26 protein-coding genes are annotated in these 26,560 nt (G+C 69.8%); 13 read left to right on the plus strand and 13 right to left on the minus strand.

The features are described 5' to 3' along the window. Positions 1-162: 162 nt before the first annotated feature. Complete coding sequence (locus ABEG18_RS16385) at positions 163-1,419, minus strand: TIGR03862 family flavoprotein (protein WP_406854117.1); 1,257 nt, start codon at positions 1,417-1,419, stop codon at positions 163-165. A gap of 113 nt (positions 1,420-1,532) precedes the next feature. On the opposite strand from ABEG18_RS16385, the gene ABEG18_RS16390 reads away from it, so the two are divergent. After that, positions 1,533-1,847: a hypothetical protein gene (locus ABEG18_RS16390; protein WP_406854118.1), complete on the plus strand. Its 315-nt coding sequence runs from the start codon at positions 1,533-1,535 to the stop codon at positions 1,845-1,847. Here ABEG18_RS16390 and ABEG18_RS16395 read toward each other — a convergent pair. Further along, positions 1,844-2,074 (minus strand): helix-turn-helix domain-containing protein, encoded by a 231-nt coding sequence (locus ABEG18_RS16395; protein ID WP_406854119.1) that lies wholly within the window; start codon positions 2,072-2,074, stop codon positions 1,844-1,846. The genes ABEG18_RS16390 and ABEG18_RS16395 overlap by 4 nt on opposite strands. Next, positions 2,074-2,652, minus strand: a complete 579-nt coding sequence (locus ABEG18_RS16400) for a DUF2975 domain-containing protein (protein WP_406854120.1) — start codon at positions 2,650-2,652, stop codon at positions 2,074-2,076. Before ABEG18_RS16400 ends, ABEG18_RS16395 begins: the two co-directional genes overlap by 1 nt. Before the next feature lie 155 nt (positions 2,653-2,807). On the opposite strand from ABEG18_RS16400, the gene ABEG18_RS16405 reads away from it, so the two are divergent. From ABEG18_RS16405 to ABEG18_RS16425, 5 genes are all read left to right on the plus strand, one after another. Further along, positions 2,808-3,314: a hypothetical protein gene (locus ABEG18_RS16405; protein ID WP_406854121.1), complete on the plus strand. Its 507-nt coding sequence runs from the start codon at positions 2,808-2,810 to the stop codon at positions 3,312-3,314. Between the two features lie 31 nt (positions 3,315-3,345). Then, complete coding sequence (locus ABEG18_RS16410; protein ID WP_406854122.1) at positions 3,346-4,521, plus strand: vWA domain-containing protein; 1,176 nt, start codon at positions 3,346-3,348, stop codon at positions 4,519-4,521. Between the two features lie 45 nt (positions 4,522-4,566). Beyond that, complete coding sequence (locus ABEG18_RS16415) at positions 4,567-4,881, plus strand: type II toxin-antitoxin system RelE/ParE family toxin (protein WP_406854123.1); 315 nt, start codon at positions 4,567-4,569, stop codon at positions 4,879-4,881. Next, positions 4,878-5,159 carry a helix-turn-helix transcriptional regulator gene (locus tag ABEG18_RS16420; RefSeq protein ID WP_406854124.1) on the plus strand — a complete coding sequence of 94 codons (282 nt, stop codon included), beginning with the start codon at positions 4,878-4,880 and terminating at the stop codon, positions 5,157-5,159. The genes ABEG18_RS16415 and ABEG18_RS16420 overlap by 4 nt, the downstream gene beginning before the upstream one ends. 72 nt (positions 5,160-5,231) lie before the next feature. After that, a complete protein-coding gene (locus ABEG18_RS16425) occupies positions 5,232-5,813 on the plus strand; it encodes a hypothetical protein (RefSeq protein ID WP_406854125.1) in 582 nt (193 codons plus the stop codon). Between the two features lie 16 nt (positions 5,814-5,829). Here the strand turns inward: ABEG18_RS16425 and ABEG18_RS16430 are convergent, their stop codons facing one another. Continuing rightward, complete coding sequence (locus ABEG18_RS16430; protein WP_406854126.1) at positions 5,830-6,261, minus strand: universal stress protein; 432 nt, start codon at positions 6,259-6,261, stop codon at positions 5,830-5,832. Between the two features lie 151 nt (positions 6,262-6,412). Between ABEG18_RS16430 and ABEG18_RS16435 the strand changes: the two genes are divergently transcribed. Continuing rightward, on the plus strand, positions 6,413-7,405 hold the full coding sequence (locus tag ABEG18_RS16435; protein WP_406854127.1) for a Bug family tripartite tricarboxylate transporter substrate binding protein: 993 nt from the start codon (positions 6,413-6,415) through the stop codon (positions 7,403-7,405). A 124-nt stretch (positions 7,406-7,529) separates the two neighbouring features. Here ABEG18_RS16435 and ABEG18_RS16440 read toward each other — a convergent pair whose 3' ends face one another. From ABEG18_RS16440 to ABEG18_RS16450, 3 genes are all read right to left on the minus strand, one after another. Then, positions 7,530-8,579 carry an NAD(P)/FAD-dependent oxidoreductase gene (locus ABEG18_RS16440; RefSeq protein WP_406854128.1) on the minus strand — a complete coding sequence of 350 codons (1,050 nt, stop codon included), beginning with the start codon at positions 8,577-8,579 and terminating at the stop codon, positions 7,530-7,532. 153 nt (positions 8,580-8,732) lie between these two features. Beyond that, positions 8,733-9,053 carry a 2Fe-2S iron-sulfur cluster-binding protein gene (locus ABEG18_RS16445; protein ID WP_406854129.1) on the minus strand — a complete coding sequence of 107 codons (321 nt, stop codon included), beginning with the start codon at positions 9,051-9,053 and terminating at the stop codon, positions 8,733-8,735. Between the two features lie 92 nt (positions 9,054-9,145). Continuing rightward, the gene (locus ABEG18_RS16450) at positions 9,146-9,487 is read right to left on the minus strand and encodes an Hpt domain-containing protein (protein WP_406854130.1); all 342 of its coding nucleotides are present in this window, start codon (positions 9,485-9,487) and stop codon (positions 9,146-9,148) included. 516 nt (positions 9,488-10,003) lie between these two features. Between ABEG18_RS16450 and ABEG18_RS16455 the strand changes: the two genes are divergently transcribed. Beyond that, positions 10,004-15,904 (plus strand): hypothetical protein, encoded by a 5,901-nt coding sequence (locus tag ABEG18_RS16455; protein WP_406854131.1) that lies wholly within the window; start codon positions 10,004-10,006, stop codon positions 15,902-15,904. A 75-nt stretch (positions 15,905-15,979) separates the two neighbouring features. Here ABEG18_RS16455 and ABEG18_RS16460 read toward each other — a convergent pair whose 3' ends face one another. The 4 genes from ABEG18_RS16460 to ABEG18_RS16475 all read right to left on the minus strand — a co-directional run bounded on the left by ABEG18_RS16460 (position 15,980) and on the right by ABEG18_RS16475 (position 19,956). Beyond that, entirely contained in the window at positions 15,980-16,606 is a 627-nt protein-coding gene (locus ABEG18_RS16460) for an ABC-type transport auxiliary lipoprotein family protein (RefSeq protein WP_406854132.1), read from the minus strand. Positions 16,607-16,641: 35 nt separating this feature from the next. Then, positions 16,642-17,958, minus strand: a complete 1,317-nt coding sequence (locus tag ABEG18_RS16465; protein WP_406854133.1) for an MlaD family protein — start codon at positions 17,956-17,958, stop codon at positions 16,642-16,644. Positions 17,959-17,962: 4 nt separating this feature from the next. Next, positions 17,963-18,679 (minus strand): ABC transporter ATP-binding protein, encoded by a 717-nt coding sequence (locus tag ABEG18_RS16470; RefSeq protein ID WP_406858626.1) that lies wholly within the window; start codon positions 18,677-18,679, stop codon positions 17,963-17,965. 128 nt (positions 18,680-18,807) lie between these two features. Continuing rightward, the gene (locus ABEG18_RS16475) at positions 18,808-19,956 is read right to left on the minus strand and encodes an ABC transporter permease (RefSeq protein ID WP_406854134.1); all 1,149 of its coding nucleotides are present in this window, start codon (positions 19,954-19,956) and stop codon (positions 18,808-18,810) included. 227 nt (positions 19,957-20,183) lie between these two features. On the opposite strand from ABEG18_RS16475, the gene dgcA reads away from it, so the two are divergent. The 4 genes from dgcA to ABEG18_RS16495 all read left to right on the plus strand — a co-directional run bounded on the left by dgcA (position 20,184) and on the right by ABEG18_RS16495 (position 24,447). Further along, positions 20,184-21,170, plus strand: coding sequence for an N-acetyl-D-Glu racemase DgcA (dgcA, locus tag ABEG18_RS16480; RefSeq protein WP_406854135.1), 987 nt, complete (start codon positions 20,184-20,186; stop codon positions 21,168-21,170). A gap of 125 nt (positions 21,171-21,295) precedes the next feature. Next, entirely contained in the window at positions 21,296-22,171 is an 876-nt protein-coding gene (locus ABEG18_RS16485) for a hypothetical protein (protein ID WP_406854136.1), read from the plus strand. 105 nt (positions 22,172-22,276) lie between these two features. After that, positions 22,277-23,203: a DMT family transporter gene (locus ABEG18_RS16490; RefSeq protein WP_406854137.1), complete on the plus strand. Its 927-nt coding sequence runs from the start codon at positions 22,277-22,279 to the stop codon at positions 23,201-23,203. Next, entirely contained in the window at positions 23,200-24,447 is a 1,248-nt protein-coding gene (locus ABEG18_RS16495) for an MFS transporter (protein WP_406854138.1), read from the plus strand. Before ABEG18_RS16490 ends, ABEG18_RS16495 begins: the two co-directional genes overlap by 4 nt. On the opposite strand, the gene ABEG18_RS16500 is transcribed toward ABEG18_RS16495, so the two are convergent. Further along, positions 24,437-24,691 carry a 2Fe-2S iron-sulfur cluster-binding protein gene (locus tag ABEG18_RS16500; RefSeq protein WP_406854139.1) on the minus strand — a complete coding sequence of 85 codons (255 nt, stop codon included), beginning with the start codon at positions 24,689-24,691 and terminating at the stop codon, positions 24,437-24,439. The genes ABEG18_RS16495 and ABEG18_RS16500 overlap by 11 nt on opposite strands. Before the next feature lie 242 nt (positions 24,692-24,933). Here ABEG18_RS16500 and ABEG18_RS16505 point away from each other — a divergent pair, with 242 nt between their 5' ends. After that, a complete protein-coding gene (locus ABEG18_RS16505; protein ID WP_406854140.1) occupies positions 24,934-25,551 on the plus strand; it encodes a helix-turn-helix domain-containing protein in 618 nt (205 codons plus the stop codon). Between the two features lie 3 nt (positions 25,552-25,554). Here ABEG18_RS16505 and ABEG18_RS16510 read toward each other — a convergent pair whose 3' ends face one another. Further along, positions 25,555-26,496: a c-type cytochrome gene (locus ABEG18_RS16510; RefSeq protein WP_406854141.1), complete on the minus strand. Its 942-nt coding sequence runs from the start codon at positions 26,494-26,496 to the stop codon at positions 25,555-25,557. Positions 26,497-26,560 lie beyond the last annotated feature (64 nt).

The raw sequence follows: 26,560 nt of genomic DNA on the forward strand, positions 1-26,560 counted from the left end.
CGGGGGCGCGAGGGCAAACTCTCTCCCGCGAAGCGGGGGAGATGTCGGCGGGAGCCGACAGAGGGGGCGATCGCGCGCGGCATTGCTGGGCGGAGCGCGGCGCTCGACCGCCCCCTCCCTGCCCTCCCCCGCTGGCGCGGGAGAGGGTTCGCGCTCAGTCGCTCAGCCGGCCTGCCCCAGCCGCTGCAAGGCGCCCTGCCCGGCCGCCACGCCCGACGAAAAACACGCCTGCAGCAGGTAGCCGCCCGTGGGGGCCTCCCAATCCAGCATCTCGCCCGCCACGAAGACGCCCGGCAGGCGCTTCAGCATCAAGGCTTCGTCCACCTCCTCGAAGGCCACGCCGCCCGCCGTCGAGATGGCTCGGTCCAGCGGGCGGACGCCCGTGATGCGCAGCCGGCAGCCCTTCACGGCCTGGGCGAGCTTCAAAGGCTCGCGCGGCAGGTCGGGCCCGAAAGCCTCGCGCAGGAGGCCGGCGCCGACGGGCGACACGCCCATCGCCTTGCGCAGCACGTTGGCCATGGACTGCCCCGGCTTCATCGCGGCGGCGCGCTCGGCCAGTTGCTCGGCGCGCACGTCCGGCCGCAAGTCGAGCCACAGCGCCGCTTCGCCGCGCGCCTCGATCTCGGCGCGCAGCTCCGCCGACAGGGCGTAGACGGCGCCGCCCTCGATCCCGTGGCGGCTGATCACCGCCTCGCCCTTAAGGCGGCGGCGGCCCACCGTGAAGGCCGCGCCTTTGAGGGGCTCGCCTTGGAAGCGTTCTCGAAACAGGTCGGTCCACGCGACATCGAAGCCGCTGTTGGCGGCGCGCAAGGGCGCGATCGCGACGTCCTTGGCCGCCAGCAATCCGGTCCAGCCGCCGTCGGAGCCCAGCTTCGGCCAGCTCGCGCCGCCCAGCGCCAGCACGGTGGCGTCCGCCGCCACGGCGACGACACCGTCGGGCCCTTCGAAACGTAGCCGCCCGGCCTCGTCCCACCCCGTCCAGCGATGGCGCAGCGCGACGCGCACGCCAAGCCCGTCGAGCCGCCGCAGCCAGGCGCGCAGCAGCGGCGAGGCCTTCATGGCCTTCGGGAACACGCGCCCGCTGGAGCCCACAAAGGTGTGCTGCCCGAGCGCGTCGGCCCAGGCCCGCAGCGCGTCGGGCGGAAACGCGTCCAGCATCGGCCGCAGGTGCGGCGCCGCCTCGCGGTAGCGCTCCGCGAAGGCGTCCATCGGCTCGCCATGCGTGAGGTTGAGCCCGCCCCGGCCGGCCAGCAGGAACTTGCGGCCGAGCGACGGCATGTGGTCATACACGGTGACGACGACGCGCCCGGCCGCCCCCGTGGCGATGGTTTCGGCCGCCATGAGCCCGGCTGGGCCGCCGCCCACGATGGCGACATGCAGGGGGGTGGGCGGCGCAGCGGCGATCTGGGTCTCGGTCATCCCGCTGCGTACGCGGGCGGCGTCCGGCCCGCAAGGCTCACAAGGGCGCCCTCTCCGCGTTCCGCCTTGAAAACACCGCCTCCCCGGCCCACCTTGCGGGCGAGGAGAAGCCCGTGATCCGCCTGATCATGAACGACCGCACCGGAACCCGCGTCGCCAGCGTGCCCCGCTGGGCCGTATGGCTGGGCGTCGCGGCGGCGGCCGGCGTCGGGCTGCTGATCGCCATCATCGGCTTCAGCCTCATCCTGGTGCTCGCCCCCTTCGTGATCGCAGCCGGCGCGCTGGCCCGCTGGCGGCTCAAGAAAGCCCTGCGCGAAATGCAGGCGCGCCAGAGCGCCGGCGCTGGCGCGTCGACGTTTGACCGGCGGCCACCACCAGCTTCCGACGTCATCGAAGGTGAATACCGGGTCCTCGACGAGCGTCGCTAATCCTTCTGTGGCCCGCCTTCTTCTTCGGGTCTGTACTCCATGAGATCGCCTGGTTGGCAGCGCAGAGCCGCGCAGATCTTTTCGATCGTCTCGAAGCGCACGCCTTTGACCTTGCCGGATTTCAGCAGCGAGAGATTCGCCTCGGTGATGCCGACCAAGGCTGCGAGTTCTCGCGACCGCATTTTTCGCCGCGCCAGCATGACGTCGAGATTGACGATGATGGCCATTAGACAATCGCCGCCTGATCCTCGGCCATCTCGGCCGCCGCCAGGAAAATCCCGGAAAGCGCGAACAGAAACAAGATCATGAGCCCGTACAGCAGATCCTGGGACGTTATCCAGGGTCCCGTGAAATGCGGCCCGCCCGGCAGGCCGAACGTCATGACCGGCGCCACGAGATGGCGCACGACGATATCCGCTCCGAGCGAAACGAGGCCGGCCAGCGCGAGCCCCCGAAGGCGGGTGGCGGCTTCCACCGTGAAGGCGCCGCCGCGCCGGTAAGTTCCGGCCAACTGCCAGACGCGTACGGCCAGCCACGCGCCGCACAGGACCACGAGTCCAACCAGCATGACGGCCGCGGCGAAAGCCGAAACACTCTGTTGTGAGACATCGACGCCAAGGATGCGCGAATAGACCTCTCGCACGTGCTGAGGACGGCCCCAGAAAATCAGCGTTTGAAGCAACACCGCCACGAACCACAGAATGGCGCCGACCTGCATGTTCCCAGCCAAAAGGCCGATACGGCGCTGCAACGCCGGCTGCGGTCCATACGCCATCGCGGCGTGAGAAGGCGACAAGGCAATCATGGTCTTTCTCCTTTGATGCAATTTCATTAAGTTGACAGGCAAAAAATTTCTGTCAAACAGAAAATATTCAACAAAGAGATTTCAGCATGCGTGTTCAGTTTGCTCCCGGGTTGGCCTGTGTCGTAGCGGCCTGCAGCGGGGTTCCGATCATCTCGATGCCGACCTTGATGCGCATGGACCCGCTTGCGCTCGACCCTGGCGCCGTGAGGGTCGCGGTGGGCGTACCGGCGCAGATCCAACCGGATCCGCGCCGCCAAAACCTCAAGCTCAGCATCACGCGGTCTGACGGATTGAGACGAGACCTGGTCTTACATCTGCGGCCGACGAGCGACTCGCCCCCGACCTCAGAGGCTGAAAACAGGTTCCATGTTTTCGGCCTGGACAGCAGGGCGATCGATGTCGCTCGCAACCTGCAGGATGAACTGCGCCGCGCCAAAGCCGCGGGCGTCCGGGGACATGTGACGTGGAAGGTGGACGGCGCCGCTTGCGCCACAACGCCCCTTCCCGCCGGGCCTGTTCGGTTTGATCTTTTTCTGCGCGCTCGCGAAGGGGGAGAATGGATTTATGCTCTCGCGAACGCCGATGCGCGCGCAATGCTCGACCCCGGAGAAAAGCTGGAGGACTATATCTCGACCTGCGGATCAGCAGCCGAACCCCGGTGACGCCAGGCCGGGGCCGCCCTAAACTCCCCCCATGCTCCTGACCTTCTTCACCAATCTGCGCGCCGCCAAGGTTCCCTGCACGCTGCGGGAATATCTTCTGCTCATGGAGGCTCTGGAGGCCGACCTCGCCGACAAGTCGGTCGACGAGTTCTACTATCTCTCCCGCGCCTGCCTGGTGAAGGACGAGCGCAACCTCGACAAGTTCGACCGGGTGTTCGGCCAGACCTTCAAGGGCGTGGTCAGCCTCGGAGACGCCGTGGAGGCGACCGGCATTCCGGAGGAATGGCTGCGCAGGCTGGCCGAAAAGTACCTCACCGATGAAGAAATGGCCCAGATCCAGGCGCTCGGCTGGGACAAACTCTGGGAGACCCTGCAGCAGCGCCTGAAGGAGCAGAAGGGCCGGCACCAGGGCGGGAGCAAGTGGATCGGCACGGCCGGGACCTCGCCCTTCGGCGCCTACGGCTACAACCCCGAAGGCATTCGCATCGGCCAGGACAAGAACCGCAATTTCCGGGCCGTGAAGGTGTGGGACAAGCGCGAGTTCAAGGACCTGGACGACACGGTCGAGCTCGGCACCCGCAACATCAAGATCGCGCTGCGCCGCCTGCGCAAGTTCGCCCGCACGGGCGCGGCCGAGGAGCTCGACCTCGACGCCACCATCAAGGAGACGGCGTCCCACGGCTACCTCGACGTGCAGCTACGCCCGGAGCGCCGCAACGCCGTGAAGGTGCTGCTGTTCTTCGACGTCGGCGGCTCCATGGACTGGCACATCGCCCAGGTGGAGGAGCTGTTCTCGGCCGCCAAGACCGAGTTCAAGCACATGGACTACTTCTACTTCCACAACTGCCTCTACGAGGGCGTGTGGAAAACCAACCGCCGCCGGCGCGAGGAGCAGACGCCCACCTGGGACGTCATCCGCACCTACCCGTCGGACTACCGCGTCGTGTTCGTGGGCGACGCTTCCATGAGCCCCTACGAGGTCGCGATGCCGGGCGGGGCCGTGGAGCATATGAATGAGGAGCCCGGCCAGGTCTGGCTCCAGCGCGTGCTGGATCATTTCCCCCGCACGATCTGGCTCAACCCGGTGCCCAAGAACCACTGGGGCTACACGCACTCCATCCAGATGATCAAGGACCTGATGGGCCAGCGCATGTTTCCGCTGACGCTGGAGGGGCTGGACGGCGCGATGCGGGAGCTGGTGCGGTAAGGATTGCGTTTATAGCATTTTTGAGATATTGCGATGACGTGGAAAGTGGAGATCTACGACCGTTCGGTCGCGGAGGAGATTGACGCCTGGCCCCTGGATCTCAGGAGCCGGCTTCTGCACATCGTCGATCGGATCGAGGCCCATGGCTTGGACCGGGTCGGCATGCCGTTGGTCCGGCATCTCCGCGGGAAACTGTGGGAGATGCGCCCGAGTGGAAAGCGGCTGGAAGGACGGGCGCTGTATGTCGCCGTCGAGGGTCGGAGGATCGTGATCCTGGTCGCGTTCATCAAAAAGCGGCAGACGACGCCCGGCCGAATGATCGAACTCGCCGAAGCCCGAATGAAGGAGTTGTCCAGATGACCATCCCGTTCGACGAGCTTCGCCGCAAGTGGCGGACCGACCCGGATTTTGTCGCCCGGCATGAAGAGATCGCGCCCGAAATGGCCCTCGCCTTCGAACTGGCGGACGCGCGGCGGGCGGCCGGACTGACCCAGGCGCAGCTCGCCGAGCGGATGGACACGACGCAGTCCACCGTGGCGCGCTGGGAGAAAGGCGCGCAGGAGCCCAGCATCCGCAGCCTGCGCAAGTTCGCCCACGCCGTCGGCCGCCGCGTCAAGGTGGAGCTCGTGCCCGAATAGGGCCGCTTGTCGCGCGCGGCTTGCATTCGCGCCGGCACGGCCCGATAGCTGCGCCGCAGCCGGAAGGACGCCATGCACGACCTCGCCCCCATCGCCTACGCCCACCGCCCGAAGCCCTTCGGCTTCGAGGTGAGCTACCGGCTGGACCCGGACGGGCTCTTCGTGGACACCGGCCGCAAGCAGGAGACGGTGCCCTACCGGTCGATCGCGTCGGCCCGGCTGGCTTATGCGCCGACCAACTTCACCACGAAGGGCTACCGCCTCGCTTTGCGGCTGGCGGACGGCCGCACGCTGAAACTCGGCAATCTGTCCTGGAAGACTTTCTTCGAATTCGACCGCCAGGACCGGACCTACGCGCCCTTCGTCAGGGCGCTCCTGGCGCGAGCCGCGGCCGCCAATCCGCGGCTGGCCTGCCGGACCGGGACGCCGCCCGTGCTCTGGGCGCTCAGCGCGGCGGCGGGAGCCCTGGCGGTCGCGGGCCTGCTGGCGATGGGGTTCGCCGCGTCCCAGCGGGGCGGCGTGTCGGCGGCCCTGCTGGTGGCGCTGTTCGTGGCCCCGCTCGGCTGGCAGGTCCACGCCATGACGATGCGCAACTGGCCCGGATCCTTCGATCCGGGCGCGCCGCCCGAGCGGGTGATGCCGGCGGCCGGCTGACCCGGTCGCAGGAAGCCTATGGGGACTGGCGCACCACCAGCACCGAGCATTCGGCGTGGCGCACGATGGTGGAGGCGTTCGAGCCCAGCAGATAGGTCGCCATGCCGGGCCGGTGCGAACCGATCACGATCAGGTCCGCGCCGACCTTCTTGGCCTCGGCGAGCACCTCGTTGTAGACCGCGCCCATGCGCACGACCGTGGCGATGCGCCCGCCCGGCGCCCGCAGCGATGCGGCGAAGTCGGCCAGCCTCTTCTCGCAGTCGGACTGCTGCTCCTCGTCGAAGGACGGCGGGACATATTCCATGAAGGTCACGGGCAGGATGGAGCGCACATAGACGAGCTCGAGGGCCGCGTCGCTGACGCCCGCCAGCGCGATCGCCTTGTCGATCGCCGGGCGCGCCATGTCGATTTCGGAAAGGTCGACGGGAACGAGGATGGACTTGAACATGGGGGGAGCTCCTCACCTCAACGGTCCGACGCTAGCGCGCCTCGCCCGTTCCGGCGTTGCGCAAGGTCAAGGCGACGGCGTGGACATTCAAGCACGAGGTCGCCTACGATCGCCGCGCGGCCCTTCAAGAGGCCGAGCAGGGAGAAACGCGGTGTCGCACGCCGACCTCGATCGTCGAACCGTCCTGATGGGATCGCTGGGGTTGGGAGCCGCTTTCGCGCTGCCGGACGCCGCCTTCGCCGAGGAGCCCTGGCCGAAAGGCCGCCAGATCAAGCTGGTCGTCCCCTTCCCGCCCGGCGGCGCGACGGACGTGGTGGGCCGGATCGTGGCCGACCGGCTGGGCCAGATCTGGGGCCAGACCATCGTGGTGGAGAACCGCCCCGGGGCGGGCGGCAACATCGGGGCCGAAGCGGTCGTCAAGGCGGAGCCCAACGGCGACACCCTGCTGATCGGCTCGGTCGGGATGGCGACCAATCCCTTCCTCTATCCCAAGCTGAACTACGACCCGGTCGGCGACTTCGCGCCGGTGAGCCTGCTCGCCATGGTGCCGAACCTGCTGGTCGTCTCCAACCAGGTTCCGGTCAAGTCCGTGAAGGAGCTGATCGACTACGCCCGCCAGAACCCGGGCAAGCTGAACTACGGCTCCTCCGGCGTGGGCACGTCGATCCATCTCTCCGGCGAGCTGTTCCAGCGCATGACCGGGACCAAGATGGTCCATGTCCCCTACCGGGGCAGCGCCCAGGCCACGCAGGACCTGATCGGCGGACGCATCGACCTGATGTTCGACAACATCTCGCAGGCCCTGCCGCACGCCCAGGCGGGCTCCACGCGGGCGCTCGCCATCACCACGGCCAAACGCTCGCCGGTGACCCCGGACTACGAGACCGTCGCCGAAACCGTGCCGGGCTTCGACGTCTCGTCATGGTTCGCGTTCTTCGTGCACCGCAAGACGCCCCCGCAGATCGTGGCCAAGCTGGCGGCCGACGTCCAGGCGGCGGTGGCCGACCAGGGCGCGAGGGACCGCCTGATCGCCACGGGCGCGATCCCGGTGGGGTCCACCCCGGACGAACTCGCCGCCTTCCTGGCGTCGGAGACCAGGACGTGGGGAGCCCTGATCCGCGAGGGCGGCATCAAGGCGGAGTGACCGCTACAGCATGCTGCGAAAAGGTGTATTCCGGCTTTTCGCGCCAAGCATGCGACAACCCAAAAACCTGGACCATGCTGCGTTTCCGTCAAAACACAGCATGGTCTAGGAGCGCCCGGCGGTCTCAGGCCACGCCGAGCTTGCGCTGCAGATTGGTCGACGACGTCGTGTACTGGAAGAGCAGCTTCTTCTCGGGATAGACGTAGCGATGGACCTTCTGGGCCGCGAGCGCGCCCTCGTGGAAGCCCGACAGGATCAGCTTCAGCTTGCCCGGATAGGTGTTGATGTCGCCGATGGCGAAGATGCCCGGCGTCGAGGTCTCGAACTTCTCGGTGTCGGCCGGGATCAGGTTCTCGGCCAGGTTCAGGCCCCATTCGGCGATCGGCCCGAGCTTCATGGTCAGTCCGAAGAACGGCAGCATGGTGTCGCAGGCGACCTCGAAGACAGCGTTGTCCGACCCCCGGCAGATCGCGGCCGACAGCCAGCCGTCCGCGCCCTTGAGGCCGGTCACCTGCCCGATGCGCAGGTCCATGTCGCCCCTGGCCACCAGCGCGCGCATCTGCTCGACGCTGTGGGGAGCGGCGCGGAAGTCGTCGCGCCGATGCATCAAGGTGACGCGCTTGGCGATCGGCTGGAGGTTGAGGGTCCAGTCGAGGGCGGAATCGCCGCCGCCGACGATCAGCACCGTCCGGCCGCGCAGCGCCTCCATCTTGCGCACCGCGTAATAGACGCTGTGCTCCTCATAGGCCTCGATGCCCGCGATGGGCGGCTTCTTGGGCTGGAACGAGCCGCCGCCGGCGGCGATCACGACAGACTTGCAGAGGAACTCCACGCCGGCGTCGGTGGTCACCCGGAACCTGGGCGCCTCGGGCGTTCCGAGCGTCTCCAGCGACGCCACCATCTGGTTGAGGTGGAAGGTCGGCGCGAACGGCTCGATCTGCTTCATCAGATTGTCGATGAGCCCTGCCCCGGTGACGATGGGGAAGCCCGGGATGTCGTAGATCGGCTTCTCGGGATAGAGCTCCGAGCACTGGCCCCCGACCTTCGGCAGGATGTCGATGACATGCGCCTTGATGTCGAGCAGGCCGAGTTCGAACACGGCGAACAGCCCGACCGGGCCGGCCCCGACGATGACGACGTCGGTCTCGATGGTTTCGATCGGAGTCACGGCCATTCTCGCTCATCCCTCGCGGTGCAGCGCCCAGGGCGCGGTCCCCGGGCCCGGCCTGCGCCGCGGCTCTGCCTTCGTGAAGCGACGTCTCGTGACGCAAATCCACGGCCCGCGCAAGGGGCGAAGCCGCACACCCGTCCGGCGATGTGTTTTAGGTCAGGCCTGGCGTTCGGGAGTCTGGACGACGAGGCCGTCCAGTTCCGGCCTGACCTTGATCTGGCACGACAGCCGCGACGTGGGGCGCACGTCGAAGGCGAAATCGAGCATGTCCTCCTCCATCGAGGCGGGCTCCCCGACCTTCTCCTTCCAGGCGTCGTCCACATAGACGTGGCAGGTGGCGCAGGCGCAGGCGCCGCCGCACTCCGCCTCGATGCCCGGAACGCCGTTGCGGACGGCGCTCTCCATCACGGTCGACCCATCCTGGGCGTCAACCGTGCGGCTCGCGCCCTGGTAGTCGATGAAGGTGATCTTGGTCATGAGTGATCCGGTGGCCTGGCGCCTGAGGACGCATGGAGGGATGCGCCGCTACTTAGGACAAGACAGATCGGAAGGGTAGAGCCCGGCCCGGGTCAGAGGCCGCCGACCTGGCGATCCTGCAGGCGCGCCGCAATCACCGTCCGGGCCTCCGCCACGGCGGCGTGGAGACCCGCCACCACGGCCAGAACCGCGCCCTCGTCGGCCTCGTCCGCAAGGCCCTCCACCCGTTCGGCGTGAGCCGCGACCGCGAAGGCGCCCACGGCGCGGGCCGCGCCCTTGAGCCGATGCGCCGCATCGCTGCGACCGCGCGGGTCGCGCGCATCGCGAAGGCTCCGGAGCACGTCGTTGGATTGCTCGAAGAACATCCCCAGCACGTCGCGCGCCAGGTCGGCGTCGCCCATGGTCTGGGCCGTGAGATGACGCAGGTCGAGCACGACAGGCTCCTCGCTTGCGTCCTCCGCCTGCCGCAACGCCGAACTTACGCCGACCATACTCAATCCCTTTCCGGAAGCCGCGAGGGCCCAGACCCGAACGCTCGTATAGCGGAGGTCCCCCAAGATATCGTTTCCACAGGGAACATCGTCATGGAGATTGGGGCGTGAAAGTGTCGAAAGACAAGGGTGCAGGGAGAGTCTTTCGGCCAAGAAGGCGCGATTTTTCCACATCCCGACACCAGATGGCGCATGGTGGCCGCCACGGGCGCAGGTGCGTTAATTCACGGTGACGCTTATGGTAACCGATCCGTTAACGACGTTTCGCGACAGCGCGCCCCGGCGGGTTCCCATCCGGACGCCCGGACACTAGACTGCAGATTGGTTAACCGTTTCCAATTTCAGGGGTGGTTGGCCGCCGCGAGAGGCGCCGCGAGTCGCTCGCCGAGGCGAATTACCGCCCCGGCGCAGGGATCGCGCGGAAGCGGCTGAGTGACGCGTACCGATGCGAGGCGACTGATGGCGACCCAGACCAAAGCCACCGATCCGACAGAGGCGGCGCTTTCGGCGATCGAGGAGGCGTTGAACCTCACGGGATCACCACCGGCGGGAGCCGCGGCTGGGCCCGCGACGGACGATGCGGCCGCGGTCTCGCCGGAGACGACGGCGCCCGACGTCATGGACCGCGCCGAAGCGCCGAAGCTGCCCGAGGTCGACGACAGCGGCATCTTCCCCGAAGTCCGGATCGAAAAGCCGCGCGACCGCGCCCGCCCCCAGCGCGATCTCGCCCCCTCCGCGCCCGAGCGCCGGCCGGAGCCGGGCCGCCCCGCCAATGACGACCGACGCGCCGTGGGCGAGATCCTGCAGACGCTGCAGGTGCGCCCCTCGAAAGGCGCCTACTGGCTTGCGGGGCTCGCCTCCCTCGCCTGGCTGGCGGTGTTCGGCGCCTTCGCGGCGACGCGCTGGAGCGAGGTTCTCGGGGGCGACGTTCCCCTGGCGCAGCGCCTCCTGACGCCCGAGGCCGGGCTCGCCGCCTTCGCGGCGCTGGCCCCCGTCGTCGTCTTCTTCGTGCTCGCCTCGCTGGCGGCGCGCGCGCAGGAGATGCGCCTGGTCGCCCGCTCCATGACGCAGGTCGCGATTCGGCTGGCCGAGCCCGAATCCGTCACCTCCGAGGCCGTGGTCAGCCTGTCTCAGGCGATCCGCCGCGAAGTGGCCGCCATGGGCGACGGAATCGAGCGCGCGGTGGCGCGCGCCGGCGAACTGGAGACCCTCGTCCATTCGGAGATCGCCACGCTCGAGCGGGCCTATGGCGAGAATGAGATCCGCATCCGCGCCCTCATCGACGAGCTCGTCGTCCAGCGCGAGGCGATCCTGTCCAACGCGGAACGCGTCCGCACCTCGATCACCGGCTCGCACGAGAGCCTGCGCGACGAACTCGCCGCCACGGCGGCCCGCATCTCGGACGCTGTCGGCGAGGCCGGCGCGCGCGTCACCCAGTCCTTCGGCTCCAAGGCCGAGGAGATCAGCGGCACGCTGACCCGCACCGGCGACCGGATGATCGGCGAGATCGCCCAGAAGGGGTCCGATCTCATCGTCCGCCTGACGGAGACCACCGACCATGTGAGCGGCCGGCTGGCCGACGCCAGCACGTCCGTGACGGAGACGCTGGGCTCCCGGGCCCGCGAAATCACCGAGACGCTGACCCTGACGGGCGGCCAGCTCGCCGACCAGATCGCCGAGCGCGGCGCGCACGTCTCCCAGACGCTGGAGCGCACCAGCCAGATCCTCACCGCCAGCCTGAACGAGGGCTCCGAGCGCGTCACCCGCGTCATCGCGGAGACGGGCGCGGGCGTGGCCGAGGCCATCGCCAGCCGGGCCATGGAGGTCAACGACACGCTGCGCTCCACCGGCGAGACGCTGACGGCCGAGCTGGGCGGACGCGGCGACGAGGTCGCCCGCCGCCTCGACGAGACCGGCGCGCGCATCGCCGCGACGATCTCGGCCAACGGCACGACCCTCGAGCAGTCCCTCGCCGAGACGGCGGCGCAGATCGCCAGCATCATCGGCGAGCGCGTGGACCAGACGCGCACCGCCTTCGAGACCAGCGCCGTGACCGTGCGCGACGCGCTGCTGGAGCGCACCGCCGCGACCGAGCTCGCCCTGGCGCAGGGCGCCGAGGCGGCCACGCGCGCCCTGGCGGCCCGCAGCGAGGAGACGGAGGCGGCCTTCGCCCGCCGCGCCGAGGAGATCGCCGACGCCCTCGCCAGCCGCGCCGCCGAGGCGCAGGCCGGCATGGCGGCGAGCTCGGAGGCGGTCGCCCGCACGCTGTCCAGCCGCACCGCGGAGGCCGAGCGCATGCTCGCCGAGGCGGCCGAGACCGTCGCCAACGCCCTCGCGGGCCGCACCGAGGAGGCCCAGCGCAGCTTCGAGCGCACGGCCGAAGCCCTCACCAAGGCGCTCGCGGACCGCACCGGCGAGGCCGAGGCCACCATCGCCCGCTCCACCGACGAACTGAGCCGCACGCTGCTGGGCCGCACGGCCGACGCCGAGAGGCTCGTCACGGGCAGCATCGAGGCCCTGATCGAGCGCACCGCGGACGCGCAGCGCAATCTGACGGGAAGCTCGGAATCCATGGCCGCCGCCCTGGCGGCGCGCACCGCCGAGGCCGAGCGCGTGCTGGCCGACGGCGCCGGCGCGATCGCCGACATGCTGGCCAACCGCACCGGGGAGACCCGCGCCGCCTTCGAGGAGGCCGCGCAGTCCGTCCTGGGCGCCCTCGTGGCGCGCGCCGCCGAGACGCAGGACGCCTTCGCGCAGCACAGCGAGACCGTCCAGACCCGCCTCGCCGCGATCGCCCGCGACGCCGTGATGGCCATCGCCACGCAGAGCACCCGCATCAACGAAGCCCTCGTGCGCAACGCCGATTCGATCACCGAGACCATCGGGTCGCGCGGCGGCGAACTGGCCAGCGCCATGGCGGCGACGCTCGGGGCCTTCGAGGAAACCGTCATCATCCGGGGCGGCAATCTCAACGAGCGCCTGGGCGCCCGCCTCAACGCGTTCGAGGAGACGGTCCTGCAGCGCGGCCAGTTGCTGGAGCAGAAGCTCGGCGACCGCATCAACGCCTTCGAGACGGTCATCGGCCAGGTCGGCGCGAGGCTGGACGAGACCTTCACGGCGCGCATCGGCGCCTTCGAAAACGTCGTCGACGGGCGCACCGCCTCCCTGCACGACGCGCTCGCCACCGCCATCTCCAGCTTCGAGGGCAAGGTGCTGGACCGCGGCTCCACCTTGGCCACCACGCTCGCCGGTCGCCTCGACGCGTTCGAGGAAGCCGTGCTCGGCCGCGGCGGCGAACTCGTGGAGCGCATCGGCGTCGATACGCGAGCCTTCACGCAAACGGTCGAAACGCGCCTCGGCGAGATCGAGACCCTGTTCGGCAAGTCGGGCGAGGTCCTGGCGGACCGCATCGTCGTCCGCGCCGAGGAGGCCGCGCGGCGGGTCGAGGAGCAGATCGCCGAGTTCGAAACCCGGACGATCACGTCCGGCGACAAGGTCGCCGGCACGCTCGACAACATCTTCGTGCGGATCGACCAGGGGCTGGACGTCCGCGCCAAGGCGCTCACCGAGACGCTGGCCAGCCGCACCCTGGAGATCGCCCAGGTGCTCGGCGGCGGCGGCAAGGACATCGCGTCGGCCATCGAGGCCAAGATCGAGCAGGTCGAGACCGCCATCGCGGCCCGTTCGGACGGGCTCTCCCAGGCCTTGAGCGCCAAGGCCGAGCTGATCAACGTGACGCTCGGAAACCAGGCCACCGCAATCGCCGAGACGCTCGACGGGCGGGTCGCCCGCTTCGAGGAGCGCGTGGTCAATCGCCTCGACAGCGTCAGCGCGCTGCTGGACGAGCGCGCTCGCCTGTTCAGCGAAATGCTGCTGGGCGGCACGACCTCCGTCACGGCGGCGCTCGGCGAGCGCACCGGCGAGCTGGCCTCGCTGTTCGACAACTCCAGCCGGCAGTTCGACCGCATCCTCTCGATGGGCGCGGAGGCGGTCACGGCCGCCCTCGGCAGCCGGACGAACGAGATCACCGGCCTCGTCATGGACGCCGCCCGCAAGCTCGACTCCACCCTGTCGCAGGCGGCGCAGTCCATCACGACGGTCGTGGACGGCCGCGCCGGCGAGATCGTGGAGGCCTTCGGCGTCCGCGCCAGCATGCTGGAGGAGACGCTCTCAACCGGGACCCGCGCCGTCACGAGTTCGCTCGGCGAGCGCACCGACGAGTTGCGGGCGCTGTTCGAGACCAACGGCAAGTCCCTCGCCAACACCCTGGAGGCCGGGACCCAGGCGGTCTCGACCGCCTTCGGCCAGCAAACGTCCGACCTCGCCCGCCTGTTCGAGGAGCGCGGCGCCAAGCTCGTCCAGGGCATCGCCAGCCAGGGCGAGGACGCGTCGACGCGCCTGGCCAAGGTCGGCGAGGACACCACCCGCGAATTCGCCCATGTGGGCGACGTGATTCTGAGGACCCTCGAGGGCCGCAGCGAAACCATCCTGGAGAGCCTGCGCGAGCGCAGCGACGCCCTGGCGCGCGGCGTGGAGGCCTCGTCGGAGGCCCTGCGGCGGGCCGTGGAGGAGGGAGCCTCCCGCTCCGTCGCCAGCCTGGTGGAAGCCAACGACACGCTCAAGTCCGAGATCAATCTCGGGTTGGAGCGGCTGGGCGAGACCAACCGCCTGCTGCATGCGACGGTCTCGGGCGCCGGCGAGAACCTCGGCGCGCTGGAGAGCGAGCTGGGCGAGCGCATGGTCGCGCTGCGCGACACGCTGAACGCGATCACGCACGAGACCAGCGCCGTGACGGACCGCGCCGCCGACCAGGTCGAGGCTCTGCGCAGCCTCTCCTCCGGGACGCTGCGCGACGCCGCCGGGCTGTTCCAACGCCTGGACGAGCAGGGCCGCTCGGTCGCGTCCTCCACGCAGGAGCACGCGCGCGCCCTGGCCGAAGTGGCCCTGGCGCTCGAGCATGTCGAGCGCCGCGTCTCCGCCGCCATCGAGGGCCGCAGCGACGGGCTGAACGCCATGCTGGAGACCATCGCTGGCCGCACCGAGGACGTCGAGGCGATCACGCGGTCCTTCACGGGACTGGTCGAAGACAGCCTGAAGGCCGTGGAGGCCCGGGCGCGCCAGATCGGCGGCGTCCTGGCCGATTCGAGCCAGGCGGCGGCCAACGCCATCGGCGAGCAGTTCGACCTCATCAGGACCACGACCGGCAAGGAGCGCGAGCGCACCGCCGCCGCGCTGCGCGCCGCCTATGAGCAGGTCATGACCGACATGGGTGGCGCGCTGGCTTCGGCCACCGAGCGCTTCCGCGAGGCGGCCGACGAGATGCGGCAGCTGAGCTACTCGGTCGCCCAGGAGCTCGACGCCACCCGCAACGAAGTCCGCCGCGGCGTGCTGGAGCTTCCGCGCGAAACCCAGGAATCGGCCGCCGCGATGCGGCGCGTCGTCGGCGACCAGATCCGGGCCCTGAACGAGCTCACCGCCCTCGTGGCGCGCTCGGATCGCGGCCTCGACGTCGCCCGTCCCGAGGAGCACGCGGAGCAGGACGACGTGCCGGTCCGCCGCGCCAACGGCGCCGCGCCGGTCGATCGCGGCCCGCCTCTGGTGGTGCGCGCGCCCGAGCCGCCGCGCCGGGCGCCCGAGCCGCCGCCGGCCGCCGCTCGTCCGAGCGTGCTCGTCACCCCGCCGCCGCGTCGCGAAGAGCCCGCCGATCGCCCCGCGCCCCCGGCGCGTAACGCAGAGGCGCGCGGCCAGGACGCGCGGGACCGCCGCGGCGCTCAGGACGACCGGCCCGAGCCCGAGGCTCGCATCGAGCCCAAGGCCCAGCCCAAGGCGTCCTCGTTCCGCCAGCCCGAGTTGCCGCGCGAGGCGCTCGCCAACCGCGCCAGCACCGGCTGGCTCTCCGAGCTGCTGGCCCGCGCCTCCGTCGAGGAGGAGCCGCCGGCCCGCAAGCCCGAGCTGCGCTCCACCATCCAGGACAAGCCGGCCAAGACGCCCGTCCGCCAGCCCACCACGCATGAGAACGCGATCGAGTCGCTCGGCTCTCTCTCCGCCGACATCGCCCGGATGATCGACCACGAGGCGGCTGTCGAGTTGTGGGAGCGCTACACCAGCGGCGAGCGCAACGTGTTCACGCGCCGCCTCTACACCCTGCAGGGCCAGGAGCGCTTCGACGAGTTCCGCCGTCGCTACCGCCGCGATGCGGAGTTCCGCGACACGGTCGACGCCTATGTGGAGAAGTTCGACGAGTTGCTGCGCGAGGTGGCGCCGGGCGACCGCAACTCGACGCTGTCGAAGTCGATCCTCACCTCCGACGAGGGCAAGGTCTACACGATCCTGGCCCATGCGGCCGGCAAGTTCGACTGACGGCTCCGTCACGGTTCGACGCAAAAGGCCCGGGAGCGATCCCGGGCCTTTTGCGTGACGCGAGCGAGAAGGCGGTCAGCGCGCCCAGCGCACCACGTCGGCGAACACGCGCTGCGCGGCCTTGTCCAGGGCCACGGCGGCTTCACGGCCCCCGACGGCGGCGAGCGGGACGGAGCCCTTGAACACGCGCGAGGTCGTGATCTTGCCCGTGGCGCTGGCGACGACCTTAACGGACAGCTCCACCACCGCCTCGGCGCCGTTCACCGTGCTGACCCCGAAGAAGCGGATCTCGGTCTGCAGCACCTGGTCGGCGTTGATGCCGGTCCCCGCCCGGCCGACCGCGCGGCCGGCGTTCTCGAAGGCCTGGACGAGCCGCGTCTGGAGCAGGCGCGGAAGCCTGTCGGACCACTGCACGCCGCCCACGGAGGAGACCGACCCGTCGGCCGAGCGCACCACGATGCGGTCCGATTCCAGCGCCTGCAGCGCGACCGGCTCGGCGACCACGATCTGGCTGCGGCCGGGATTCTGCCGCGCCGCGCCCGACGGGATCGTGAGGTCGAAGGTCTCGGACGGCGACGACCCGCATCCGGTCAGGCCCAGGGCGGCCGTGACAAGGCCGGCGAGGATCCAGGGGCGAGCCGGGCGGAGAGGTGCGAGGGCCGGGTTCGGCTCCGGGGCGGGAGCGGCGATGGGGGCGGACATGCGGGGAGGCAGCCTTTGTGGGGTCGGAGGCCGCACTATCGGCCCCGGTACTCGGGGAGGGATGGCTTGTTGCCGAACAGCAGCTGCTGGGGGTTCTGCTGCAGGCTGCGCAGGGTGCGGTTGAGTTCGCCGAGGGCTTGCCGGCCATCGGACGCCAGCGCCTGGTAGTCGCGCAGCGCCGGCCCGGTGACGCGGTTCACGCCGGCGGTGATGTCGGCGGTCCGCTTGTCGAGGTTGTCGGCCAGGACGCGCACGGACTTGGCCATGTCGCCGATGCTGCCCAGCGCCGCCTTGGTGTCGCCCGACCCGAGGAAGGTCTGCACGCTGGCGAGCACGCCCTCGACCTGGTCGGCCGCCTTGTTGAGCTTGGCGGTGAGTTCGTTGGCGTTGCGGATCACGTCGTCGACCTTGCCGCTGTTGGAGCCCAGCGCCGTGGTGAACTTCTCCACATTGTCGACCGAGCGCTGGATCTTCTCCGAGTCGACGGCGCGCAGGGCGCGGCCCGCGTCGGTGAGCACGCCGTCGAGCTTGACCGAGCTGTCGTTGAGGCGGCTGGCCAGCGTGGCCGCGTCGCGCACCAGGGCGGCGATGCGGTCCTTCTCGCCGGCCACCGAGGAGGTGATCTGCTGCAGGTTGGCGACCACGTTCTTGACGTCGTCGGGATTCACCGAGGAGACGACCCGGTCCACCGTCTCGGTGAGCTTCTGCAGGTCGACCGAAAGGGAGGCGATCTTGTCCGCCGCATTGCCGGTCGAGGACAGGAAGCGGCTGACGCCCTCCGAATTGGAGGCCAGGGCGCCCGAGAAGGTCTCGACGTTCTTCACCGTCCGGCTGATCGAGTCCTGGTTGTCGGCGAAGAGCTTGTCGGCGCGGCCCAGCACGTCGTCGGCCTTCTTGGCGAGGCGCTGCGCGCTTTCCAGAAGATCCTGGAAGTCGGAGCGGTCGGCGTAGATCACCGGCGGCTGGCCGGGCTCCTGGCTTTCCAGCTTGGCGCTGTTGGGGCCCCCGCCCGAGAGCTGGATGGAGGCGACGCCGGTCAGGCCCTGGAACTCCAGCCGCGCCTTGGTGTCGACGTTCATGGGCGTGGTCGCGTCCACTTCGGCGCGCGCCACCACCTTCCCGGGGTCGTTCGGCTGCAGCTGGATGGACGTCACCTCGCCCACGCGCAGGCCGTTGTAGAGCACCTGCGAGCCGCGCGAGAGGCCCGACACCGAGCCGGTGAAGACGATGCGGTAGGTCGCCAGCTTGGCTCCCGCGTCCTTGCCCGAGAACCAGAAGACGAAGCCGAACGCCGCGGTGAGCACCGCCAGCGTGAAGAGCCCGATCAGCGCGTAGTTCGCGCGGGTTTCCATGACGCTACCTTCCCGCCTCGGCGGCCGGCGCAAGGTGCTGCGCCCGCTTGCCGTGGAAATACGATTTCAGCCAGGGGTGCTCGGAACGCAGCATCGTCTCGATGGGCCCTTGCGCGATGACCCGCCCTTCGCCCAGCGCCGCGATCCTGTCGCACACCGAATAAAGGCTGCCGAGATCGTGCGTTACCATGAAGACGGTGAGTCCTAAAGTCTTCTGCAGGGTGGCGATCAGCTCATCGAAATCTTGCGCGCCGATGGGGTCGAGCCCCGAGGTCGGCTCGTCCAGGAAGACGATCTCCGGGTCGAGCGACAGGGCCCGGGCGAGCGCCACGCGCTTGATCATGCCGCCGGACAGTTCGGACGGAAAACGCTCCGCCACCTCCGGCTTCAGGCCGACGAGTTCGAGCTTCAGGAGAGCGAGCTCGTCCATCAGCTCCTCGGAGAGCTTGAGGTGCTCGCGCATCGGCACCTGCACGTTCTGGCGCACGGTCAGCGACGAGAACAGCGCGCCCTGCTGGAAGAGGACGCCCCAGCGCCGCTCCATGGCCTTGCGGGCCTGCTCGTTGAGTTCGTCCACATCCTGCCCGAACACCTCGATCACCCCGCGCCGCTTCGGCGTGAGGCCCAGGATGGTGCGCGTCAGCACCGACTTGCCCGTGCCCGACGCGCCGACGAAGCCCAGGATCTCGCCCCGGTAAACGTCCAGGTTGAGCCCGTTCATGATCAGCTTGTCTCCGAAGCCGACCACGAGGTCGCGCACGGAAATGATCGCCTCCCTGGGCTGAGAGGCGCCGTTCAGGCCTTCATCATGGCCGGGCTGCGGAAAGTCGGGGGCGGTGAGCGTCATCGTCAATACTTGATGGACGCGAAGAACATGGCGAAAAGGCCGTCGACCACGATCACCATGAAGATGGATTTGACCACCGATGATGTGACTTGTCGTCCCAGGGACTCAGCCGAACCTTGCACGGCGAGCCCCTCGATGCTGGCGATCAGCCCGATCACCAGCGCCATGAAGGGCGCCTTGATCAGGCCCACCATGAAGGTGTTGAACCCGATCGCCGACCGCATGCGGCCGATGAAGACCTCCTGGCTGATGCCGCCATAGATCCAGGCGACGACGCCGCCGCCGAACAGTCCCGCGATGTCGGCCAGGAAGGTGAGGAGCGGCATCGCGATCATCAGGGCCAGGATGCGCGGCACCACCAGCACCTCGACGGGGTCGAGCCCCATCACGCGCAACGCGTCGATCTCCTCGCGCATCTTCATCGAGCCGATCTCGGCCGTGAAGGCCGAGCCCGAGCGGCCCGCCACCATGATGGAGGTGAGCAGCACGCCCAGTTCGCGCAGCGTCAGAATGGCGGTGAGGTCGACCACGAACGGCGTCGCCCCGAAGCGGCGCAGCTGGAAGATGCCCTGCTGGGCCACGATGCAGCCGACCAGGAAGGAGATCAGCGTGATGATCGGGACGCTGCGAAAGCCCACGGCCTCCAGGTGGAACACCAGCGAGGTGAAGCGGAACCGGAAGGGGTTCAGGATCACCCGGCCCAGCGCCGTCACCAGCGAACCCAGGAAGCTGACGCCGCCGACGAGGTCCTGCCCGGCCCCCACGACGCCCTGCCCGACATCCGAGAGGATCTCGACCACCGCGGATGCGCCGACGGCGCGCTTCACGCCGAATTCGTGATAGGCGACCTCGTGCAGCAGGATGCGCTTGGGCTCGTCCACGCCGACGAACCCCGCCTCTTGCCCGCGCTTCACGAAATCGGTGCGGGCGCGGTCCAGGACCCAGGCCCCGAGCGTATCCAGGCGGTCCACCCCGGACAGGTCCATCAGGACGCGGCCGGCGCCCTCGGCTTCCTGTGGCAGGCTGGCGGCCTTCTGCTCCACCGCCTCGGCCTGCTCGGAGGTCCAGCGGCCGAGGAAGCGCAGGCGCACGTCCGCGCCGCTGCGCTCCACCACGACATTCGCCACAGGATCCATGTGATTCCGGTTCATTCGCGCACCCGCGATGCGCGTGCACGTTGTTTTAGACCATTCGCGGCGTGATCGGGAATGGTCTCCCACCGATTCAGCCAAGGTGTGACGTCCGTACCTCGTCCGCCCGAATGGCCAGCGTGGCGCCGCTCTCGTTTCCTGGCGGTCGCATGCTTGGACGCGAAAAGCCGGTTTCCACCTTTTCGCCGCATGTTCTAAATGTGCCGGGCCGTCCCAGGAGAGCTCCCATGGCCCGCGCCCTCAGCATCGCCGTCGAACGCTGGCCCATCGCCGGCGCCTTCACCATTGCGCGCGGATCGCGCACCGAGGCCGTCGTCGTGACGGTCGAAATCGAGGAGCGCGGCGCCCGCGGCCGCGGCGAATGCGTGCCCTATGCGCGCTATGGCGAGAGCGTCGACAGCGTCTCGGCCCAGATCGAGGCCATGCGGGGCTTCATCGAGGCCGGCGGCGATCGGCAGGAACTGATGGCCCGGATGGCGGCGGGCGCGGCGCGCAACGCCGTCGACTGCGCCCTGTGGGACCTGGAGGCCAAGACGGCCGGCGTCCCGGCGCACGTGCTGGCCGGGATCGACCGCATCGCGCCGGCGACCACCTGCTTCACCATCAGCCTCGGCGCGCCGTCCGTGATGGCCGAGGCGGCCCGCAAGGCCGCCGACCGGCCGATCCTCAAGGTCAAGCTCGGGGCCGGGGATGGCGACGGCGAAAGGATCGCCGCCGTCCGGGACGCGGCGCCGGACGCCATCCTGGTGGTCGACGCCAATGAGGGCTGGAGGGAGCACGACATCGCCGCCCAGTTCGCCGCCTGCGTGGCGGCGGGCGTGGCGCTGGTCGAGCAGCCTCTTCCGGCCGCCGACGACGCCGCGCTGGCGGGGTTTGCAAGCTCCATCCCGATCTGCGCCGACGAGAGCGCCCACGGCGTCGCCGAACTCGGGGCGGTGGCCGAGCGCTACGACGCCATCAACGTCAAGCTGGACAAGACCGGCGGCCTGACCGCGGCGCTGGACCTCGTGCGCGAAGCGCGCCGGGCGGACCTCGACGTCATGGTGGGCTGCATGGTCGGCACCTCGCTCGCGATGGCGCCGGCGATGCTGCTGAGCCCCCTCGCCCGCTATGTCGACCTGGACGGCCCCCTGCTGCTGGCGCGCGACCGCGAGCCCGGCCTGCGCTACGAAGGCGGCCTCGTCTACCCGCCCGCGCCGGGGCTCTGGGGCTGACGATGGGGGCGCATAACCACCGGCCGGCGCGGCCGCAAGGGCTTTCTCTCCTTGAGCGGCGCTGCAAGCGGTGGTGGTGTGAATGCTTCGGAGGCTATTGATTCGCCTCCTCTGGTTCCAGTGCGATGGGCGACGACACGGCGAAGACGCCGATCAGCCGGGAAGACTATGACGCGATCGAAGCGGCCGTGATGGAGACGGCGCGCGGCCGCTGGTTCATGGCCGAATTCGCCCGGCGGAACCGCCACGCCGACACCGACCGCCTCCTCGCGTCGCTGGACCGGATCGAACGCGCGGTCGCCATCCGCGAGACCGGCATCCGGCCCGAAGACCCCTCCGGGGTCGGCCTGCAGCGCGATCTCGCCGACATGGCGGACCGGATCGCCAGCACCAAGCGCGACATCGCCAAGAGCGTGGCGGACGCCGCCGGATCTTCCGGCTCCGCCACTCCCGAGACCGCGCTGGAAGACCTCGTGGCCCTCTCCGAGCAGGCGGACACGGAGGCGTTCGACGCGGCCGAGCAGATCCAGGAGATCGCGTGGTCGCTGCGCGAGACCTCCGAGAACCCCGAGGTGATCGGCGCGCTCGAGGACCTGGACCGGCACGCTCTCGACGTCTACCGCGCCACCAACCGCCACGCGCTCGCCACCGCCCGGGTGCGGTCGCTCATCGGCGTGCTGCGCTCCATCGAGAGCCGCATCCAGTCCATGCTCGGCGCCTCCCTGGCCGAGGCGCAGCCGCGCCCGGCGCGGTCCGCGCCCGTCCAGCACGCGCTTCCTCCCGCGTCCGGACCCTCGCGGCTGTCGTCCCCTCCGCCGATCCGGGACGACGTCGCCTTCATCGAGACCTACACGCCGACGGATCATCGCGGCCCGTCGCTGGAGGCTGCGGTGGCCCGCCCCGCCCCGGAGCCGGCGGCCGTCGCCCAGGACGCCCGCGTCGCCGCCTTTGCGGCCGTCGACGCGCTCGCGCCGGAGCAGAAACTGGCTTTGTTCGCATAAGCCGCCAGCCATGCGCATGTCGGGACGCCGGCGCGCACAATGAAGTTTTGTCCCCGCCAGCCAAATGTGATCCTTAGACGGCGTCCGTCGTCCCACCGGCTGCTCGTGAACGCTCTCCTCGGCATCTCCCTCAAAATCGTGTCGACGATCGCGTTCACCGTGATGGCGACGATGATCAAGCTGGCCGGGAGCGGGTACCCGACGGGCCAGATCGTCTTTTTCCGCTCCTTCTTCGCCCTGATGCCGCTGCTGGTCTGGCTGGCGTCGCGCCATGAACTCATCGACGCGGTCCGCACGAAGCGCCCGCTCGGGCATCTGCGCCGCAGCATCGCGGGCTCGATGGCGATGTTCTGCGGCTTCACGGCGCTCGCCCTGCTGCCGCTGCCCGACGCGACGGCCATCGGCTACGCCACGCCCCTGATCACGACCGCGCTCGCTGCGATCGTCCTCAAGGAGACCGTCAGGGTGTACCGCTGGAGCGCGCTCGGCGTCGGCTTCCTGGGCATGATCATCATGATGCTCCCCTATTTCCAGGCGGGCGGCGTCGGCCTCACCGAGGGGAAGGCGGCGGGAGCCATGTTCGGGCTCTTGGGCGCGTTCTGCAGCGCCGTCGCCTCCATCGAGACGCGCCGGCTCGCCCAGCTGGAGAAGACCGGCGCCATCGTGTTCTATTTCTCCACGACCGCGGCCGTGATCGGCGCCTCCACGCTGGTCCTGGGCTGGCGCATGCCGAACGGCCACGACGCGGCGATCCTGATGCTCGCCGGCGTGATGGGCGGGATCGGCCAGATCCTGCTGACGTCGAGCTACCGCTTCGCGCCCGCGTCGGTGATCGCCCCGTTCGACTACACCACCCTGGTCTGGGCCCTCATCGTGGGCGTCCTCGTGTTCTCCGACATCCCCGAGCCCCTCGTGGTGTTCGGGGCCGGGCTGGTGGTGGCGGCGGGCCTGTTCGTCATCTGGCGCGAGCGGCGGCTCGGGCTGGAGAACCGCAAGCGCGAGCGCGAGACCGGAGCCCAGCGCGCGACATGAAGGACGCGCCCGCCCCCGACAGCACGGTGGCCCGGGCGCTGGCGGTGCTCGGCATCACCCAGATCGCCGCCTGGGGCTCCCTGTTCTACGCCATGGCGCTGGTCGGCCCGCGCATCAGGCTGGAGACGGGCTGGTCCGACACCCTGGTCTTTGGCGGCTTCAGCGTCGCCCTGGTGACGTCCGGCCTCGCCGCCCCGCTGGCCGGCCGGCTGATCGACCGCCATGGCGGCCGGCCCGTGCTGACCGCGGGCTCGCTGCTGGGCGCCGCCGGACTGGCGCTGCTGGCGACCTCGCACGGCGCCGCCTGGTATCTGGCGTCCTGGGCGGTGATCGGCGTCGCCATGGCCGGAGCGCTTTATGATCCGGCCTTCGCCACGCTGGCCCAGTTGGCGGGGCCGCGCACCCGCACGGCGATCTCGCTGCTGACGCTGGCGGGCGGCTTCGCCTCCACGGTGTCCTGGCCGCTCACGCTCTGGATGCTGGGGCGCCTGGACTGGCGCGACGTGCTGCTGGTCCACGCGGCCGGCCAGGCGCTGCTCTGCGCGCCGCTGCACGCCTTCGCGCTTCCGACGCGGCCGCGAACCGGCGGCGCCGCGCCCGCGTCCCCCCGGCCGCCAGACGACGGCGCGCGGTCCTCGACACGCCGCGCGGGCCTGGACTGGACGGCGCTCGGGCTGTTCGCCCTCGTGGTGGCGGCGCATGGCTTCGTCACCAGCGCGCTGTCGGTCCATCTCGTCCGGCTGCTCGACATGCTGGGTCTGAGCGAGGGGCAGGCCGTGATCGCCGGGGTTTTCATCGGCCCGGCCCAGGTGGGAGCGCGCCTCCTCGAGCTGCTGTTCGGATCGCGGCTCAGCGCCCTGGGCCTCGGCGTCGTCGCCACGGCCATGCTGCCTTTCGCCTTCGCGCTCCTCTACGGGGCGGAGCCCTCCACCGCCGTCGCGATCCTGTTCGCGCTGATTTACGGCGCCTCGAACGGGCTGATCACCATCGCCCGCGGCGTGGTCCCGCTGGCCCTGTTCAGCCGCGACCGCTATGGCGAGGTCCTGGGCCTGATCGCCGCGCCGGCCCTGGCCACGAAATCGGCGGCGCCGATCCTGTTCGCCGTCTTCATGATCGGCTGGGGCGCCAACGGCACCGTGGCGCTGTGCGGCGCGCTCGGGATCCTGGCCGCCGGCGCGATGCTGGTCTTGGGCGCGGTCCGCAGGCGCGCCGGAGACGCCCTGGAGCCTCCCCTCAGCCGCTGACCGGCGCGAGCGTGACCTCCAGCCCGTCCAGGCTCTCGTCCCAGAGGATCTGGCAGGACAGGCGCGAGGCCGCGGACGCCGCCGGCAGCATGTCCAGTTGCGCCTCCTCGTCGTCCCTCGCGGGGTGCAGGCGCGCCATCCAGTCCGGTGAAACGAACACGTGGCAGGTGCCGCACTCGGCTGCGCCGCCGCACAGCCCCTCCATGGGCAGGCTGGGCAGGCCCCAGTCGCGGATGATCTCCATGACGCGCCAGCCCTCGGCGGCTTCAAGCGTATGTTTTTGGCCCGCTTGATCGATGACGTGGATGACGCCCATCAGAACGGGCCGCCGCCGGCCGGCCGCGTCACTGTCGCCGGACCGGAGAGGCGGCGGGGCGAATCATCCGGCTTTACAAACGGTCGTTCGTTTTTCAAAACAGACTCCGAACGGGTTTCGAGCAGCGTCCGCCTGGCCGGGCTGGCGCTCCGCTCCTGGAGGATCGCGGTATGGGCGTCGAAGGCCGTGACAGAGTCAAGGTGATGGACATCGGCGCGCACGCTCTGTCCGGCCAGCTCGGAAAGACGATCCAGCGCCTCAGGAAGGCCTACAACCTGTCCTTGTCGGAGCTCGCCGAACAGTCCGGCGTGGCCAAGTCGATCATCAGCCAGATCGAGCGCAACGAGACCAATCCGACGCTCGCCACCATCTGGCGGCTCTCGCAGGCGCTGGACGTCTCCATCGAGCGCGTCCTGTCGAGCGGCGACGACGAGCCCTTCATCGACAAGACCACCAAGGGCGACACGCCCATCCTGATGTCAGACGACGGCAAGGTCCGCCTCGGCATCATCGGCTGGATCAAGACGGTGGAATGGCTCCAGTGGTACGACGTCCAGGCCGAGCCGGGCGGCGTGCTGGACTCAGACGCCCACCAGCGCGGCTCCATCGAGTGCCTGTCGGTCATCGAGGGCGAATTCGAGGTGGAGGTCGGCGACCAGGTCCAGCGCGCCAAGGCGGGCGAGACCCTACGCTACCGGTGCGATCGGCCCCACAGCGTGCGTTGCGTGGCCACGACGCCGAGCCACGCCACGATGGTATGCATCCTCAAGGCGGCCGTGATGGACTAAGCCTCAGCCGCTCGTCTTGGGCGGCCGGGGCGGGCTTGGGACCGGCGGCAGGCTCTTCAGATACTCCGCCATGGCGGCGCGGTCGGCGTCGGTCAGCTGCGAGGTGTTGCGGATCACCGGGGCCATGGAGCCGCCGACCGCGTCATAGTCGGGCGTGAAGCCCGTCTTGAGCAGTTCGACGATGTCCGCCTTCGACCAGGAGGCGAGACCCGCCTTGTCCTGCGTGATGTTGGGCGTGAAGCCCTTCCCCTCCGGGTCCGGCCCGCCGGAGAAGCGCTTGTCGGCGATGGTCGCGCCCGCGACGTTGCGCGGCGAGTGGCACTCGGCGCAATGCCCGGGGCCCTCGACGAGGTAGCGGCCGCGGTTCCATTCGGGGCTCTTCGTCGAATCAGGCTGGATCGCGCGTCCGTCCAGGAAGGCGAGCTTCCACAGCCCGAGGCCGCGCCGGATGTTGAACGGGAACGGCAGGTCGTGGTCGCGCACGCGGCCTTCGGCCGGAGGCAGCGTCTTGATGAACGCGAAGACGTCGGCGAGGTCGGCGGAAGCCATCCGCTGGTAGGACGTGTACGGGAAGGCCGGATAGTAGTGCCGCCCGTCGGGCGAGACGCCCTCCCGCATGGCGCGGATGAAGGCCTCCACGGTCCACCCGCCGATGCCGTCGGCTTCGTGGGGCGAGATGTTGGGGGCGTAGAAGGTCCCGAACGGCGAGTGCAGCGCCAGCCCGCCGCCCAGCTTCGTGCGGTCGTCCTGGCCCGGGACGGCGTGGCAGGACGGGCATCCGCCCGCGAAAAAGAGCTCGCGGCCATTGTCCAGATCGGCGACCGCCGGCGTGGACGTATCGGGCGCGCCCCGGACGAGTTCGTAGAGCGAGGGCGCGGTCAGGACCCCAAAGCCGACGCCGGCCAGGATGGCCATGCTCAGGATGGCGAAGACGAATCTCTTCATCGGGGACTTCCAGGCGACGCAAAAGCGCGGGCCGCGTCCCTGCTCAGGTCCGCGGCCCGGTCGA

This window comes from Alsobacter sp. KACC 23698, from assembly GCF_045348435.1.
GTDB lineage: Bacteria > Pseudomonadota > Alphaproteobacteria > Rhizobiales > Beijerinckiaceae > Alsobacter.

What these genes read in the sequence shown, in the direction of transcription:
- ABEG18_RS16385 (WP_406854117.1), bottom strand. Translation starts at nt 1,419, where the DNA reads ATGACCGAGACCCAGATCGCCGCTGCGCCGCCCACCCCCCTGCATGTC.
- ABEG18_RS16455 (WP_406854131.1), top strand. Translation starts at nt 10,004, where the DNA reads ATGGCGACCCAGACCAAAGCCACCGATCCGACAGAGGCGGCGCTTTCG.
- ABEG18_RS16475 (WP_406854134.1), bottom strand. Translation starts at nt 19,956, where the DNA reads ATGAACCGGAATCACATGGATCCTGTGGCGAATGTCGTGGTGGAGCGC.
- ABEG18_RS16485 (WP_406854136.1), top strand. Translation starts at nt 21,296, where the DNA reads ATGGGCGACGACACGGCGAAGACGCCGATCAGCCGGGAAGACTATGAC.
- ABEG18_RS16430 (WP_406854126.1), bottom strand. Translation starts at nt 6,261, where the DNA reads ATGTTCAAGTCCATCCTCGTTCCCGTCGACCTTTCCGAAATCGACATG.
- ABEG18_RS16495 (WP_406854138.1), top strand. Translation starts at nt 23,200, where the DNA reads ATGAAGGACGCGCCCGCCCCCGACAGCACGGTGGCCCGGGCGCTGGCG.
- ABEG18_RS16420 (WP_406854124.1), top strand. Translation starts at nt 4,878, where the DNA reads ATGACCATCCCGTTCGACGAGCTTCGCCGCAAGTGGCGGACCGACCCG.
- ABEG18_RS16505 (WP_406854140.1), top strand. Translation starts at nt 24,934, where the DNA reads ATGGGCGTCGAAGGCCGTGACAGAGTCAAGGTGATGGACATCGGCGCG.
- dgcA (WP_406854135.1), top strand. Translation starts at nt 20,184, where the DNA reads ATGGCCCGCGCCCTCAGCATCGCCGTCGAACGCTGGCCCATCGCCGGC.
- ABEG18_RS16405 (WP_406854121.1), top strand. Translation starts at nt 2,808, where the DNA reads ATGCCGACCTTGATGCGCATGGACCCGCTTGCGCTCGACCCTGGCGCC.
- ABEG18_RS16470 (WP_406858626.1), bottom strand. Translation starts at nt 18,679, where the DNA reads ATGAACGGGCTCAACCTGGACGTTTACCGGGGCGAGATCCTGGGCTTC.
- ABEG18_RS16440 (WP_406854128.1), bottom strand. Translation starts at nt 8,579, where the DNA reads ATGGCCGTGACTCCGATCGAAACCATCGAGACCGACGTCGTCATCGTC.
- ABEG18_RS16395 (WP_406854119.1), bottom strand. Translation starts at nt 2,074, where the DNA reads ATGGCCATCATCGTCAATCTCGACGTCATGCTGGCGCGGCGAAAAATG.
- ABEG18_RS16510 (WP_406854141.1), bottom strand. Translation starts at nt 26,496, where the DNA reads ATGAAGAGATTCGTCTTCGCCATCCTGAGCATGGCCATCCTGGCCGGC.
- ABEG18_RS16400 (WP_406854120.1), bottom strand. Translation starts at nt 2,652, where the DNA reads ATGATTGCCTTGTCGCCTTCTCACGCCGCGATGGCGTATGGACCGCAG.
- ABEG18_RS16465 (WP_406854133.1), bottom strand. Translation starts at nt 17,958, where the DNA reads ATGGAAACCCGCGCGAACTACGCGCTGATCGGGCTCTTCACGCTGGCG.
- ABEG18_RS16445 (WP_406854129.1), bottom strand. Translation starts at nt 9,053, where the DNA reads ATGACCAAGATCACCTTCATCGACTACCAGGGCGCGAGCCGCACGGTT.
- ABEG18_RS16500 (WP_406854139.1), bottom strand. Translation starts at nt 24,691, where the DNA reads ATGGAGATCATCCGCGACTGGGGCCTGCCCAGCCTGCCCATGGAGGGG.
- ABEG18_RS16460 (WP_406854132.1), bottom strand. Translation starts at nt 16,606, where the DNA reads ATGTCCGCCCCCATCGCCGCTCCCGCCCCGGAGCCGAACCCGGCCCTC.
- ABEG18_RS16410 (WP_406854122.1), top strand. Translation starts at nt 3,346, where the DNA reads ATGCTCCTGACCTTCTTCACCAATCTGCGCGCCGCCAAGGTTCCCTGC.
- ABEG18_RS16425 (WP_406854125.1), top strand. Translation starts at nt 5,232, where the DNA reads ATGCACGACCTCGCCCCCATCGCCTACGCCCACCGCCCGAAGCCCTTC.